The sequence below is a fragment of the Mesorhizobium sp. P2_F5 genome, from assembly GCF_056403715.1.
In genome coordinates this window covers 61,145-75,752 of the sequence record NZ_JBFUEY010000037.1, presented here as the reverse complement: position 1 = coordinate 75,752, position 14,608 = coordinate 61,145, and the positions used below count along the sequence as shown (strand labels likewise).

Genomic DNA, 14,608 nt, shown 5'->3' with positions numbered 1-14,608 from the left:
ATGTCGCGCGGATCGCGTACTTCTCGCAGGATCGACAAAACCAACGGCACTGCGGCCTCCTCTGCTTCGAGAAAGCCTCTCCAGAATCCTTCTTTTGCTGCTTGGCAATAGCCAATCAACTTATCTGCGATTCCCCTGCCCTTGTGGGGGAGATGGCCGGCAGGCCAGAGGGGGGTGCCTCGCGCCAGTGTTTTGAAAGATACCACCGCTTAACTCGAAGGAAGCGAAGCCGGTTCCGCCGTCTACTTAGCCGCCTTCGCCCGTGCGATCGCGTCGACGATCATCTTCTTGGCGTATTTGGAATCGTGCCAGCCTTCGATCTTGACCCATTTGCCGGGCTCGAGATCCTTGTAGTGCTCGAAGAAGTGCTGGACCTGGTCGCGGGTGATCTCGGGCAGTTGCGTATACTCGGTGACGTTTTCGTAGCGCAGCGTCAGTTTTGGCGACGGCACCGCGATGATCTTCTCGTCCTGGCCGGCATTGTCTTCCATGATCAAGACGCCGATCGGGCGCACATTGATGACGCAGCCCGGCACCAGCGCGCGCGTGTTGCAGACCAGAACGTCGATCGGGTCGCCATCGCCCGACAGCGTGTGCGGCACGAAACCGTAATTGCCGGGATAGCGCATCGAGGTATGCAGAAAGCGGTCGACGAACAGCGTGCCGGCCTCCTTGTCCATCTCGTATTTGATCGGCTCGCCGCCGATCGGCACCTCGATGATGACGTTGACGTCCTCAGGCGGGTTCTTTCCGCTGGCAATGGCTTCAATGCGCATGGCTCAAATCCCTCTCTCGATTTCCAAGATCGATAGCGGGCGAAGCGCAAGGGCGCAATGCGGCGATTGGTACGGAGCGCTCATGGAAGTGCACAGTTTGTGAATGGGCTGTAACCGAGGCGGTGCTCGTTATTCCCAGACGAAGGCGACCTTTTTCAGCGCCCTCTGCTCGAAAATCTCGACGCCTTCGGCAACATCGCGGCCACCGGCGCCGGCATAGAAGGCAAGCGCGTTCTGGTTGTCTTCCAGCGCCCACACCACCATGCCTTTCAGCCCGTGGTCGGCAAGCCGTGCCCGCGCCGCCTTGAACAGCCGGCTGCCGAGCCCGATGCCCTGATACTCCGGACGCAAATAAAGCTCGTAGATCTCGCCCTGCTGCTTCAGCTCGCGGGCGCGGTTCTTGCCGATCGTGGCATAGCCGGCAATGGTGCCGCCGATCTCAACCACCAGCACGGTGGCAGCGCGGCGGATAGCGTTCGCCCACCAGTCGGCGCCGCGACGGTTGATCATCGAGGTCAGCGAGCGATGCGGGATGATGCCGGAATAGGCGCCCTCCCAAGCCTGCTGATGCACGTCGGCGATGGCGCCAGCGTCGCGCGGTTCGGCTTTCCGGATGTCGATGCTTAGGGTCTTCATGATTTGTTAACCATAAACCCGCGTCGACCGATTGCAAGAGTCGAGGCCAGCCCGCCAACCGCTTTCTCACAGCCGATCCCGACACTTGCTGACATCGGGCAAAGCCTGCTCGAAAACGCCCTCGGCCGGGCGGCTAGGCGTCCGGCTCAGGTGCGTTTGTTGGCTTTTCATATCTCTACGAGATGATCGTCGAGCTCGTTGGCATCGCCCGACGTAACCGGGAAATGCTCGGCCAGCACCGCGCCGACCTGCTCGATCGCCTTGACGAAGCCGTCGGCGAGCCGGTCGTCGCCGGCATGCTGCGTGAGGTCGCGGATAACACCGTCCCAGACATGCTGGCCGACCTTGCTGTTGATGCCCGAGTCGGCGACCACTTCGGCATAGCGCTCGGCGATCGACACGAAGACCAGCACGCCGGTGCGCGCCGTGGTGCGATGGACGTTACGGGCGAGGAACTGCCTGAGCGCATTGTCATGTGCTGCCTGGTAACGCTGCCGGCGCGGCACCAGATGGATGCGCAAATTGGGCAGCGCCCATAACAGCGCCAGCACCGAGGCCAGCGCCAGCAGCTGTACAATGACGAAATGCGGCAGCCGGATCGACAGCCACCAGGCTTCCAGCCCATAGGCGACGGCCAGGCTGACGATCAGCATGCCGGATGTCGCCATGAAGGCGGCCGGAAAGAAATAGCCGTCGCTGGCATGCGCGACGACGCAGTAGATCTCGCCGTCGGTTTTCGATTCGGCGGCACGGATCGCGGTGGCGATGCGCTCATGGTCCTGCGGGCTGATCGGTCGTGTTGCCATGTCTCTCACCAGCTCCCTGAAGACCCGCCACCGCCAGACGAACCGCCGCCACCTGAAAACCCACCGCCGCTGCTTGAGCCCGACGACCAGCTGCTGCCCGAACTTCCTGACGACCAGCCACTGCCCGAGGACCAGCCTGACGACGAACTCGTTGTCCAGCTGCTTGAACCCGAAGACGATCCCCTCGGTCCCTGGCCATAGCGAAAAGTCATGCCCAGCCATTTATACACGCCCGGCGACAGCTTGGTGCCGAAGATCGGCGGCAGGAAAGCCATCGCCAGGCCGCCGAAGAACATCGTCGCCCACAGAATCAGGAAGATCGCGACGATGGGATCGATGGGCGCGCTGTTGTCGGCCGGATTGCGCTTGCCGCGCGCTTCCAGCTCTTCGGGATTGCCTTCCAGCACCATGACCATGTCGTCGACGGCTTTGGAAATACCGCCGGAGAAATCGCCGGCACGAAAAGCCGGCACCATATCGTTTTCGATGATCAGTTTTGTGTGCAGGTCGGTAAGCGTGCCTTCCAGCCCATAACCGACCTCGATGCGCATCTTGCGGTCGTTCGGCGCCACCAGCAAAAGCACGCCATTGTTCTCGCCGGCCTGGCCGAGCTTCCAGAAGCGGAACAGCCGGTTGGCGTAGGGCTCGATCTCCTCTCCGTCGAGACTGTTGATCGTTGCCACGACGATCTGGTCGGAGCCTTTGGTCTCGAAGTCGGCCAGTTTCTGGGTCAGCGCCGCCTCGGTCGCGGGGTCGATGATACCGGCATCGTCGACGACGCGACCGGTGAGCGCGGGCAACTCCGCCGCCATGGCGGCAAAGCCGAAGATCAACACCGCCAGGGCAAACAACGCACCGGCGGCGAAACGCCTGGAGGGGCTGATGATGGGCATCATCATATTGACACCGCCTCCAACGCTTCCGGATTGCCCTCAAGCGCCATGACTGTCCTCGAGCACCTTGATGATGTCGTCGACGGCCTTGGAAAGGCCACCGGAGAAATCGCCGGCGCGGAAGGCCGGCACCATGTCGTTTTCAATGATCCATGTGGCGTGCGAATTGGTCAGCGCGCCCTCCAGCCCATAGCCGACCTCGATGCGCATCTTGCGGTCGTTCCTGGCCACCAGCAGAAGCACGCCATTGTTCTTGCCCGCCTGGCCGAGCTGCCAGAAGTTGAACAGCCGGTTGGCGTAAGGTTCGATATCCTCGCCGTCGAGGCTGGGAACCGTGGCGACGACGATCTGGTCGGAGCCTTTGGTCTCGAAATCCGCCAGCTTCTGCGTCAGCGCCGCCTCGGTCGCGGCGTCGATGATGTCGGCATTGTCGACGACACGACCGGTGAGTACGGGCAACTCCGCCGCCAGCGCTGCGAAGCCGACGAGCAACACCGCCAGGCCCAGCAAGGCAGCGCCGGTCATTGCGACGAGACGGCCATGCCAGGAACTGATGATGCGTGTGGTCATCTCGTCACCAGCTTCCCGAGGAGCCGCCGCCGCCGGACGAACCGCCACCGCCTGAAAAGCCGCCACCACTGCTTGAACCTGACGACCAGCCGCCGCCCGAACTGCCCGAAGACCAGCCGCTGCTGGATGATCGCCGGCCTGGCTCGAATGTCATGCCCAGCCAGCGATAGCGGCCGGGGCCGAGTTTCTTGCCGAAGATCGGCGGCAGGATGGAGGCCGCCATGCTGCCGAAGAAGATGATCGCCCAGATGGTTATGAAGACGGTGAAGAACAGATTGTCCATGTCGATGGGCGGTTGCTCATTGCGCTTTCCGCGCGCCTCCAGTTCCTCCGGATTGCCTTCGAGCACCATCACCATGTCGTCGACGGCTTTGGAAATCCCGCCGGAGAAATCGCCGGCGCGAAACGCCGGCACCATGTCGTTTTCGATGATCAGCCTGGTGTGCAGGTCGGTCAGCGTGCCTTCCAGCCCATAGCCGACCTCGATGCGCATCTTGCGGTCATTCGGCGCCACCAGCAGCAGCACGCCGTTGTTTTCCTTGCCCTGGCCGAGCTTCCAGAAGCGGAACAGCCGGTTGGCATAGGGTTCGATCTCCTCGCCGTCGAGGCTGGGGATCGTGGCGACGACGATCTGGTCGGAGCCTTTTGTCTCGAAGTCGGCGAGTTTTTGGGTGAGTGCCGCCTCGGTCGCCGCATCGATGATGCCGGCATTGTCGACGACGCGACCGGTCAGCGCGGGGAGATCGGCGGCGAAGGCGGTGAGGGGAACCAAAAGACAGAGAAGTAGGCCAAGGACACTGAGTTTGGCGATCCGTCGCACCCCCCTCTGCCCTGCCGGGCATCTCCCCCTCAAGGGGGGAGATTGGCAGCTTTGTCGTTGGCCCGCCCCTTTAGACGCCCGAGATTTGCGAAAGCGTAGATAACAGCTGATCTCCCCCCTTGAGGGGGAGATGTCCGGCAGGACAGAGGGGGGTGTGGACACGCCTGCGGTCCGTCTCGTCAGGATTGATACTGAAGCTCGAAATGGCTCCGCCAGCTAGCCGCCCTGCTTCGTGCCGAAATCGACTTTCGGCGGCTGCATCTTGTCTTCATCGACGGTGAAGTTGGCGAAGGGTTCGTTGCTGCGGAACCAGAAGGTTGCCCACAGCACCGAGGGGAAGGTCCTCAGCGTCAGATTGTAGTCCTTGACCGCCAGGATGTAGTCGCGCCGCGCCACCGCGATCCGGTTCTCGGTGCCTTCGAGCTGCGCCTGCAACGCCAGGAAATTCTGGTTGGCCTTGAGGTCGGGATAGGCCTCCGACACCGCGATCAGTCGCGACAGCGCACTGGTCAGCCCTGCCTGGGCATCCTGGAACTTCTTGAGGGCTTCGGGATCCTTCAGCGTTTCCGGCGTCACCGTGATCTGCGTCGCCTTGGCGCGCGCCTCGACCACCGCATCGAGCGTGTCCTTCTCATGCGCCGCATAGCCCTTGACCGTCTCAACCAGGTTGGGGATCAGGTCCGAACGGCGCTGATACTGGTTCAGCACCTCGCTCCACGCCGCCTTGGCATTTTCCTCCGCCGTCGGGATGGTGTTGTAGCCGCAGCCGGCAAGCAGCGGCAGCACGATGGCCATCATCAGCACGGCGGGCAGGCTGCGGAAGGGAAGCGGTGGAGCAAGGCGCTGGGCAAACATGGTGTGGTCCCTCGACAGAAGTTGCATGCGAAGCATTAGAGCATGATCCCGAAAAGTGGGAACCGGTTTTCACGGACAAACGGGGAACCCGTTTTGTCCAGAGATCATGCTCCACCCTGATCTAGCACAATCCGCGCTCAAGAAAATGTCTGCGGCTGGCGCGCACTCATGCACCCGAGAGGCCCTGTGATTGCCCGCACGAACACGGTATGGTCGCCGTGGAACAGGACAGGATCATGGCGGAACGCCGCGACGAAGACAGCGAATCGCGCCGCATTATCGAGCGCGTGGCCAACGAGGGTGGCCTCGGCGGCACGTCGTTCATTGCGCGTGCCGCGAAAGGCGCGCGCGATCACGTTACCGCCGCCGAGGCCGATCGCTCCGATCCGATCGAGGTCTGGGGTACCCGCATCGGCCGAACGCTTGGGCTCCTCGTCGCCCTCGGCCTTTTGATCTGGCTCGTGTACTACGTCTCCCGGGGCAGCTAGGAATTCCATGAACAGCGAAAAAGCCGACGCGCCGCGCGCGGTCATCGTCATTTCCAGCCATGTCGCCCGCGGCTCGGTCGGCAACCGCGCCGCCGTGTTCGCGCTGGAGACGCTGGGCTTCCCCGTATGGGCGGTGCCGACGGTCATCCTGCCCTGGCATCCGGGCCATGGCCGGGCGACGCGCATCGTGCCGCCGCTCGACCAGTTCAAGGCGCTGATGGCCGATCTCGAGCGAGCGCCCTGGCTGGGTGAGGTCGGCGCCGTGCTGTCGGGTTATCTCGGCGAGGCCGGCCAGGCCGAGGCCGTCGCTTCGCTGGTGTCAGCAGTCAAGGCGAAGACGCCGGACGCGGTCTATATTTGCGACCCGGTGATGGGTGATTCCGGCGGGCTCTACGTGCCGGAGCCGACGGCCGCCGCCATGCGCGACCGGCTGATGCCGATCGCCGACATTGCCACGCCCAATCGCTACGAGCTGGAGTGGATGGCGGGCGCGCCCTTGCCCGATCTGAAATCGGTCATTGCAGCTGCCCTCCATGCCGGCCCAAGAACCATGCTGGTGACGTCGGCGCCGTCGATGATGACCGGCGGCACCGGCAATCTGCTGCTCGACGCCAACCAGGCGCTGCTGGCCGAACACCGCCTGATCGACAAGCCGCCGAATGGGCTGGGTGACCTGACGGCCGCCGTCTATCTCGCCCGCATCCTGTCGGGGCAGCCGCCGATCAAGGCACTGCAGTCGACCACGGCCGCAGTCTACGAAATCCTGGCGCGCACGGCCAAACGCGGCGGTGACGAATTGCAGCTGGAAACCGATGCCCAAAGCCTGTCGCACCCGATGGCCATGGTACAGCTGCGCCACCTCACACATCCGGGGCGAGACCGCCGGGCGTGACCTCGGCCGTCGGCGTCGACGGTTGCAAGGCCGGCTGGATCGTCGTCCACCGCGATCCGGGCACTGCGCCGTCGGTCTGCGTCTTCGCAAGCTTCGCGGCCCTGCTCGACGCCTTGCCGGCAGACGCGATCGTGGCCGTCGACATGCCCATCGGCCTGCCGGATTTTTCGCAAAGAGGCGGGCGCGGACCGGAAGCGCTGGTTCGGCCGCTGCTCGGAGCGAGGCAATCCAGCGTCTTTGCCATTCCCTCGCGCGCCGCCCTTTATGCCGACACCAATGACTTCACCACGATTGAAGCCTGGTATGCCGCGCATCGCCGCGCCAGCGAGGTGGCAAAGGCGACCTCCGACCCACCGCGCGGGGTCTCGATCCAGGCCTTCGGCATTTTTGCCAAGATCCGCGAGATCGACGCTTTGTTGATCGCGCGTCCCGATTTGCGGAGCCGTGTCTTCGAATCGCATCCGGAAGTCGCCTTCTGCCGGCTGAGTGGCGGAAAACCGATGACGCTGCCGAAGAAGATCAAGGGCGCCGTCAATCCAGCGGGAATGGAGGAGCGTAAGGCACTGCTGTGCCGACACGGCTATGTCAGGGACTTTCTCGACAGGCCGCCGCCGAAAGGTGCTGCCGCCGACGATTTCCTCGACGCAGCCGCCATGATGCTGATCGCCGCGCGCATCGCCAGCGGCGAGGCAAGGTCGTTTCCGGATCCGCCGCTTGCCGACCGTTTCGGCATTCCCGTCGCGATTTGGGCGTAAAGCCGGCCGCGAGCCATGCACGCCGCATGACGCTTTGCGACGGAGCCATCCGCAATTCGGCATTGCCCGCAACACACTTTTGCCGTTAGAGCCTTTTTTCAGAGTTAGGTCTGTCGAGATTCAGGTCAGGCCGAGTCGAGAATGGCTGATGCCGAGAACCGGAGCGGAGCGTACTTCAGTACGTGAGCACCGGAAGCGCAGGCATCGGCCGTTCGCAGGCCGGCCTCACCTGAATGTCGATGGACCGTGCCGCATCCAACCCGGAAAGGGTCAAGACGCCGCCCATGCCCCACCTCCCCGAACACCTCCTCAACGGCTACCGCAACTTCATGAACGGCCGCTATCTCAGCGAGAGCGGACGCTATCGCGAACTCGCTCGAGAGGGGCAGGCGCCCGAAACCATGATCGTTGCCTGCTGCGATTCCCGCGCCGCTCCGGAAGCGATCTTCGACGCCGGCCCCGGCGAACTCTTCGTGCTGCGCAATGTCGGCAATCTGGTGCCGCCCTATGCGCCGGATGGCGAGTTCCACTCGACTTCGGCTGCGCTCGAATTCGCCGTGCAGAGCCTCAAGGTCAAGAACATCGTGGTGATGGGCCATGGCCGCTGCGGCGGCATCCGCGCCGCGCTCGACCCCAATTCGGCGCCGCTGTCGCCCGGCGACTTCATCGGCAAATGGATGAGCCTGATCGCTCCGGCTGCCGAAACCGTGTCGTCGAGCACCTTCATGACGGCGGCGGAACGGCAGACAGCGCTGGAGCGCATCTCCATCCGCTATTCAATCGCCAATCTCAGGACCTTCCCTTGCGTCTCCATCCTCGAAGGCAAGGGGCGGCTCGCCCTGCACGGCGCCTGGTTCGACATTTCGACCGGCGAGCTTTGGGTGATGAACAAGGACACCGGCGACTTCGAGCGGCCGGATTTGGGGTAGACCATGATCCCGAAAAGTGGGCACCGGTTTTCTCAGACAAAACGGGAACCGTTTTGTCCGGAGATCATGGTCAAATAGGAGGAGGCAGTCATGCGGGATCGCCATTCGATCGTTTTCGCCGTGGCGGCGCTGCTGCTTTCGCTCGCCCCTGCCCGCGCCGATGACGGCGCCATCATCGACCGCTGGTATTCCGCACTGCTGGTCGCCGACCGCACCGAATTGTCGGACCTGCTCGCCGACGACGTCCGCATCAAGCTCGACGATCTCGGCGTCGTGCAGTCGAAGCAGGAGTTCATAGCCTCGATCGACGAATGGAAGGGAGCGGTTGCCGGCGCCGCGATCCGCCACCGCATCGAAAAGAGCGAGGCTGGCGTCACCACGGTCATCGCCTGCTATGATTTCCCCAACAACGACATGCTGATGCAGGAGACGTTCGCCGTCGCCGGCAACCGCATCACCGCCAGTTCGCAAGCGGCGATCGCGGAAAATTGCGACGGCTTCTGACGCCAGCTTGAACGGCCGCGCTGTTGCGCCGCGCCAGGCATCGCCCTACATCGGGTCAGCCCGCCTCGCCTGCCAATCATCGAAAGAGCAATCATGTCGTCCACGAAAACCGTCGATCTCGCCGCCCATCCTTTGACCAAATGGCAAGGGCCGCTCGGCCTGCCCGATTTCGCCAACATCGGCGACGGCGACTTTTCCCCGGTGTTCGACGCGGCGCTGAAGGCGCATGAGGCCGAAATCGACGCCATCGCCGGCAACAAGGACGCGCCGACCATCGAGAACACGCTGGCCGCATTGGAACTTGCCGGCGAGCCGCTCGACCATGTCTCGTCGATCTTCTGGTGCCGGGCCGGCGCCCACACCAACGATGCGATCCAGGCGCTGGAGCGCGAGATTTCGCCAAAGATGTCGAGGCATTTCTCGGCGATCTCGATGAACGAGAAACTGTTTGCCCGCATCGACGATCTCTACCAGCGCCGCGAGACGCTGAAGCTCGACGCCGAGACGCTGCGGGTGCTGGAAAAGACCTGGAAAGGCTTTGTCCGATCCGGCGCCAAACTCGACGCCGACGGCAAGAAGCGGCTGGCCAACATCAGCGAGGAATTGTCCTCCCTTGGCACCACTTTCGGCCAGAACGTGCTGGCCGACGAGCGTGACTGGGCGCTGTTCCTCGATGATGCCGACCTTGCCGGTCTCCCGGACTTCGTGAAGAGCTCGATGGCCGAGGCAGCCGAGACGCGCGGCCAGAAAGGCCGCTACGCCGTCACTTTGTCGCGCTCGATCTATGAGCCGTTCACCACTTTCTCCGAACGCCGCGACTTGCGCGAAACCGCCTTCCGCGCCTTCACCATGCGCGGCCAGAACGGCGGCGCCAGCGACAACACCGCAGTGGTGCGCGATATGCTGAAGCTGCGCGCCGAAAAGGCAAAGCTGCTCGGCTACGGCTCCTTCGCCGCGCTCAAGCTCGACGACACCATGGCCAAGACGCCGAAGGCCGTGCACGATTTGCTCGACCCGGTGTGGGAAAAGGCGCTGGAGAAGGCAGCGGCCGACCAGAAGGAACTGGAGCGGCTGGCGACCGCGGTCGGCAGCAACGAGAAATTCGCCGCCTGGGACTGGCGCTTCTATCAGGAGAAATTGCGCGCCGAAAAGTTCGCTTTCGACGAGGCGGAGCTGAAGCCATACCTGCAGCTCGACCGCGTCATCGACGCCTGCTTCGACGTCGCCACGAAACTCTTCGGCATCACCTTCGAGGAAAAGAAGGGCATTACCGCCTGGCAGCCCGATGCGCGCACCTTCGTGGTGAAGAACGCCGACGGCAGCGAGCGCGGCCTGTTCCTTGCCGATTATTTTGCCCGGTCCTCGAAGCGTTCCGGCGCCTGGATGAGCGCGCTGAAATCCGGCTACAAGCTTGGTCACGGCTCGAAGCCGGTGATTTACAACATCATGAACTTCGCCAAGCCGCCGGCGGGCGAAGCCGCCCTTCTCTCGGTCGATGAGGCCAAGACCCTGTTCCATGAGTTCGGCCACGCGCTGCACGGCATGCTGACCGACGTCACCTGGCCGTCCGTAGCGGGCACCTCGGTCAGCCGCGATTTCGTCGAACTGCCCTCGCAGCTCTACGAGCACTGGCTGACCGTGCCGGCTGTGCTGGAAAAGCATGCGCTGCATGTGAAGACCGGCAAGCCGATGCCGAAGGCGCTGCTCGACAAGATGTTGGCGGCCCGCACTTTTGGCGCCGGCTTCGCGACGGTCGAGTTCACCGCATCGGCGCTGATCGACATGGCTTATCACGCGCGGCCGGATGCACCGGACCAGCCGCTCGGCTTCGAAGCCGATACGCTGGAGACGCTGCACATGCCCGACACCATCGCCATGCGCCATCGCACCCCGCATTTCGGCCATGTCTTCTCCGGCGACGGTTACTCAGCCGGCTACTATTCCTACATGTGGTCGGAAGTGCTCGACGCCGACGCCTTCGCCGCCTTCGAGGAGACCGGCGACCCCTTCAACCCGGCGCTGGCCGAGCGGCTGCGGAAGAACATCTACGCTGCCGGCGGGTCGAAGGATCCGGAGGAGCTGTACACCGCGTTTCGCGGCAAGATGCCTTCGCCGGAAGCGATGATGGTGAAGCGGGGATTGGTGTAGCGCCAGCTTATCTCCCCCCTCGAGGGGGAGATGGCCGCAAAGCGGCCAGAGGGGGTCGGTCCGACCGGGCTCGACCTCCTGCGGCAGATGAAGGTCGGCACTCCACGCGAGGCAACCCCCTCTGTCGCCTTTGGCGACATCTCCCCCTCAAGGGGGGAGATTACTGCTCCACGGATCCGCCACCCTCGGCCACACCGGCCGCGTCAGCTTCTTGTAATCCGTCACCGCCGGATTGCTCRGATACGAACTCGGCGCCGACAGATAGATAATCTCCGCCGCGATCGGTTCAAAGCCGGCGTAAAAATGGTTGGTCGACTTGATCAGCAAGATGTCCTTGCTCATCGGATCGACGCCGATGTTGGAGAAAATATCCGGCTCGAAGGTCTGCGTGCGGTTGGTGTTGAGGATGATGTCGATTTCGGTGCCTTCGATGCGTACCAGCGCCGTCGGCCCGAGCGTCACCCGGCTCGGCCCGAAACTTTGCCATCCCTCCGGAACCGCCTTCAGCACCCGCACCTTGGCATCCATCGGTTCGCCGGCCAGCGGGCCGGCCTTGCCGCCGAATCGCAGGTCGATGACGGCGCCTTCGCCCGCGGCCTGGCAGAAGGTGACGGCGATCGGGTCCCAGATCGTCGCCACGCCGACATTGTCGATGCCGCGTTCCAGCATGGCGCGCAGCACCACGGTGCCGTCGCCGGCAACGCCGCCACCCGGATTGTCCCAGATGTCGGCGATGACCACCGGTTTACACGGGTTTTCCTTGCGCACGGCAAGCGCCCGCGCGATGCCGTCGGCGGTGTTCAGCATCGTCATCGCCGTCTTCTCGCGCATGGCGTAGAGCTCGCGCCCGAGCTTCTCTGCCAGCGCATCACCCTTGGCCTTGTCATTGTCGGTGACGACCAGGACGCGGGTGCCCATTTCCGGCACGTCCGCCGCCATGAAGCCATGGACGACCGAGACCGACAGCACGCCATCCTTGCCGTGCAGCGCCTTGATGCGGTCGACGAAGGAGCGCATCGGCTCGCGGCTGGTCGGCAGCACCTGGATCATGCGGCAGTCGAAGGTCGAAATCACCGGCTTGATCTCACCGCGTGCCGCCGCCAGCCCGAGCTCGACGACATGCTCGCCGCGTTCGTAGAAATCGGTGTGCGGAAATTCGAGGAAATAAGCCATGATGTTGGAGGCCGCGACGCGCTTCGGTGTCAGATGGCTGTGCGGGTCGAGTTCCACGGCGACCACCACATCCGGCCCGACCATTGCACGTAAGCGCTCAAGCAGATCGCCTTCGCAATCGTCATAGCCCTGCGCCACCATGGCGCCGTGCAGGCCGAGAATGACGGCATCTACCGGCAGCGCTGCCTTCAACTGGTCGAGAATCTCGTCGCGCAGCGCCTCGTAAGTCTGGCGCTGCACGAGGCCACCGGGTTCCGCCCAGGTGGCGGTGCCTTCGATGACAGTCAGCCCGTCGGCCGCCGCACGCCGGCGCAGGGCGACCATCGGCGAGGAGCACAGGGTCGGCGTGTCCGGATGCTTGCCCGGTCCAGCATAGAAGGCCATCTCGAATGAGGCCCGGTCGGTCGGCACCGGCGAGAAGGTGTTGGTTTCCGTCGCCAGCGAGGCGGTGAAGATGCGCATGAAAACTCCGTAGACAGCTACGCTATTTAACCGCCCCGAGCGCCAGCCCCCGGACGAGATAGCGCTGCAGCCAGATGAACAGGATCGCCACCGGTAGCGTCGCCAGCAGCGTTGCCGCCATCACATGGTGCCATTCGATCGTGTAGCGGCCGGCAACCAGCGAGAACACCTGGATCGGCAGCGTGTAGCTTTCCTGGCTGCGCAGCATGGTCAGCGCGACGACGAACTCGTTCCAGGCATTGATGAAGGTGAAGATGGCGGTGACCGCGATCGCCGGCAGGCAGAGCGGCAGGAACACTTTGCGCAAGGTCAGCCAGCGGCCGGCGCCTTCCATCCAGGCGGCTTCCTCGAGGTCGCGCGGGATGGTGTCGAAATAGCTCTGCAGCATCCACACGGTGAAGGCGACATTGAAGGCCATGTAGATGACGCCGAGCGCGGTGGTCGATTCGATCAGCCCCCAGGCCGCCATCAGCCGGAACAGGCCGAGCACCAGCACGATCGGCGAGATCATCTGCGAGATCAGCAGGAACTGGCGGAAGGCGCCATAGCCGGCAAAACGAAACCGCGACATGGCGTAGGCAGCCGGCACCGAAATCAGGATGGCGCCGACCGTGGCGATGACCGAGACATAGAGCGAATTGGCCAGCGCCTGGCCAAAGCCGGTCGCCACCCACATGTCGGCAAAATTCGACCAGTGGAACTCGCTCGGCCACCAGGTCGGCGACAGCACTTCCTGTCGCGGCTTGACCGCGGTCAGGAACATCACCGCGAACGGAAAAATCGTCACCACCAGCAGCGGCGACAGCAGCAGCCAGGCGATGATGGTGCGCTTCAGCTTGGGCGTCATGCGCGTTGCTCCCGCATGGCGAGGCGCACATAGATCATGGTGAAGATCAGCAAGATGGCGAACATCAGCAGCGACACCGCCGAGGCCTCGCCCAGTTTGCCGATACGGAAGGCCAGCTTGTAGAGGTGGGTGACCAATATGTCGGTCGAATTGGCCGGCCCGCCCTGCGTCATCACCCAGATGATCGGGAAGGAATTGAAGACGTAGATGGTGTTGAGCACGATGGCGATGTTGATGAACGGCTTTAGCAGCGGAAAGGTGATCTCGCGGAATTGCTGCAGCGGCGTCGCCCCTTCCAGCGCCGCGGCCTCGTAGAGATCGTCGGGGATCGACGACAGGCCGCCGAGGAAGATGGTCGTCGTGAACGGCACCGTGACCAGAATGCCGATCAGCACCTGCATCGGAAAGGCGGTCTCGGCACGCGCCAGCCACTGAATGTTTTCATGAATGAGGCCCAGCCCGATCAGCGCCGAGTTCAGCATGCCGCTTTCGCCGTTGAGCGCCCAACGCCAGACCACCGCCGTCATCGTCAGCGACACCGCCCAGGGCAGCATGATGATGACGCGGGCAATGCCACGGCCGTAGAAATCGGTGTTGAGGATCATCGCCACCGGCACCGACAACAGCAGCGCGCCGCCGACCACCAGCAGCGTCCACAGACCGGTGCGCCAAAGCGCTGCCAGGAAATCCGGATCGGCGAGGAAGGCGGAATAATTGGCGAAATTGTTGAAGTCGCGCAACTGGCCGAAGCGGCTGACATCATGCGTCGAGATCTGGATCAGGTCCCAGACCGGCCAAAAGATGACCACCGCCGCCAGCAGCAGGCTGGGCAAGGTCAGCAGATAGGGCAAGAAACGATTTTGCATTGGCCGGTTTCGTACCGCGGTTCAGTGACGCTGGCACGCCAGCTCGGATCAATCTTGCATATCGGCCTAAGGCAGCGCTTCAGGATGTCCTGCGGGCGTTTGCGCTGCCCCTCACCTGCCTGCCCATCCCCCGCAGCAGTTGCGGAAGGGGCCTTTCCTCTCCCCCGTCGATCGGGGGAGAGGTGTCG

At 63.5% G+C, this 14,608-nt stretch carries 16 protein-coding genes and 1 pseudogene; 6 read left to right on the top strand and 11 right to left on the bottom strand.

The genetic code is table 11. The annotated features are described in order from the left end of the window. The 8 genes and pseudogenes from AC1DYO_RS30680 to AC1DYO_RS30645 all read right to left on the bottom strand — a co-directional run. The coding region (locus AC1DYO_RS30680) for a hypothetical protein (protein WP_477268222.1) at positions 1-206 on the bottom strand (206 nt) is incomplete at its 3' end. A gap of 36 nt (positions 207-242) precedes the next feature. Next, the gene (gene ppa, locus AC1DYO_RS30675) at positions 243-776 is read right to left on the bottom strand and encodes an inorganic diphosphatase (RefSeq protein ID WP_454577626.1); all 534 of its coding nucleotides are present in this window, start codon (positions 774-776) and stop codon (positions 243-245) included. A 129-nt stretch (positions 777-905) separates the two neighbouring features. Further along, on the bottom strand, positions 906-1,412 hold the full coding sequence (locus AC1DYO_RS30670; RefSeq protein WP_192254914.1) for a GNAT family N-acetyltransferase: 507 nt from the start codon (positions 1,410-1,412) through the stop codon (positions 906-908). A 167-nt stretch (positions 1,413-1,579) separates the two neighbouring features. Then, a complete protein-coding gene (locus AC1DYO_RS30665; RefSeq protein WP_477268219.1) occupies positions 1,580-2,218 on the bottom strand; it encodes a TPM domain-containing protein in 639 nt (212 codons plus the stop codon). Positions 2,219-2,223: 5 nt separating this feature from the next. Then, on the bottom strand, positions 2,224-3,117 hold the full coding sequence (locus AC1DYO_RS30660) for a TPM domain-containing protein (RefSeq protein ID WP_477268217.1): 894 nt from the start codon (positions 3,115-3,117) through the stop codon (positions 2,224-2,226). A gap of 51 nt (positions 3,118-3,168) precedes the next feature. Beyond that, positions 3,169-3,636: pseudogene (locus AC1DYO_RS30655) on the bottom strand (TPM domain-containing protein); the annotation flags it as partial. A 49-nt stretch (positions 3,637-3,685) separates the two neighbouring features. Beyond that, positions 3,686-4,501: a TPM domain-containing protein gene (locus tag AC1DYO_RS30650; protein WP_477268215.1), complete on the bottom strand. Its 816-nt coding sequence runs from the start codon at positions 4,499-4,501 to the stop codon at positions 3,686-3,688. 216 nt (positions 4,502-4,717) lie between these two features. Further along, positions 4,718-5,356, bottom strand: a complete 639-nt coding sequence (locus AC1DYO_RS30645) for a LemA family protein (RefSeq protein ID WP_477268230.1) — start codon at positions 5,354-5,356, stop codon at positions 4,718-4,720. Positions 5,357-5,592: 236 nt separating this feature from the next. Here AC1DYO_RS30645 and AC1DYO_RS30640 point away from each other — a divergent pair, with 236 nt between their 5' ends. The 6 genes from AC1DYO_RS30640 to AC1DYO_RS30615 all read left to right on the top strand — a co-directional run bounded on the left by AC1DYO_RS30640 (position 5,593) and on the right by AC1DYO_RS30615 (position 11,072). Continuing rightward, on the top strand, positions 5,593-5,844 hold the full coding sequence (locus AC1DYO_RS30640; protein ID WP_477268213.1) for a hypothetical protein: 252 nt from the start codon (positions 5,593-5,595) through the stop codon (positions 5,842-5,844). 7 nt (positions 5,845-5,851) lie between these two features. Next, entirely contained in the window at positions 5,852-6,736 is an 885-nt protein-coding gene (pdxY, locus tag AC1DYO_RS30635) for a pyridoxal kinase PdxY (RefSeq protein ID WP_477268211.1), read from the top strand. Then, positions 6,733-7,491, top strand: a complete 759-nt coding sequence (locus tag AC1DYO_RS30630; RefSeq protein ID WP_477268209.1) for a DUF429 domain-containing protein — start codon at positions 6,733-6,735, stop codon at positions 7,489-7,491. The genes pdxY and AC1DYO_RS30630 overlap by 4 nt, the downstream gene beginning before the upstream one ends. 284 nt (positions 7,492-7,775) lie before the next feature. Continuing rightward, positions 7,776-8,420 carry a carbonic anhydrase gene (locus tag AC1DYO_RS30625; protein ID WP_477268207.1) on the top strand — a complete coding sequence of 215 codons (645 nt, stop codon included), beginning with the start codon at positions 7,776-7,778 and terminating at the stop codon, positions 8,418-8,420. Positions 8,421-8,510: 90 nt separating this feature from the next. Further along, entirely contained in the window at positions 8,511-8,924 is a 414-nt protein-coding gene (locus tag AC1DYO_RS30620) for a nuclear transport factor 2 family protein (protein ID WP_477268205.1), read from the top strand. A gap of 93 nt (positions 8,925-9,017) precedes the next feature. After that, entirely contained in the window at positions 9,018-11,072 is a 2,055-nt protein-coding gene (locus AC1DYO_RS30615; RefSeq protein ID WP_477268204.1) for a M3 family metallopeptidase, read from the top strand. A 147-nt stretch (positions 11,073-11,219) separates the two neighbouring features. Here the strand turns inward: AC1DYO_RS30615 and AC1DYO_RS30610 are convergent, their stop codons facing one another. Genes AC1DYO_RS30610 through AC1DYO_RS30600 form a run of 3 tightly spaced genes read right to left on the bottom strand, consistent with a single transcriptional unit; the run spans position 11,220 to position 14,420 of the window. Next, a complete protein-coding gene (locus AC1DYO_RS30610; protein ID WP_477268202.1) occupies positions 11,220-12,707 on the bottom strand; it encodes a M81 family metallopeptidase in 1,488 nt (495 codons plus the stop codon). Between the two features lie 22 nt (positions 12,708-12,729). Next, positions 12,730-13,554, bottom strand: coding sequence for a carbohydrate ABC transporter permease (locus AC1DYO_RS30605; protein WP_023668609.1), 825 nt, complete (start codon positions 13,552-13,554; stop codon positions 12,730-12,732). Further along, a complete protein-coding gene (locus AC1DYO_RS30600; RefSeq protein ID WP_477268200.1) occupies positions 13,551-14,420 on the bottom strand; it encodes a carbohydrate ABC transporter permease in 870 nt (289 codons plus the stop codon). Before AC1DYO_RS30600 ends, AC1DYO_RS30605 begins: the two co-directional genes overlap by 4 nt. Between the last annotated feature and the right edge of the window lie 188 nt (positions 14,421-14,608).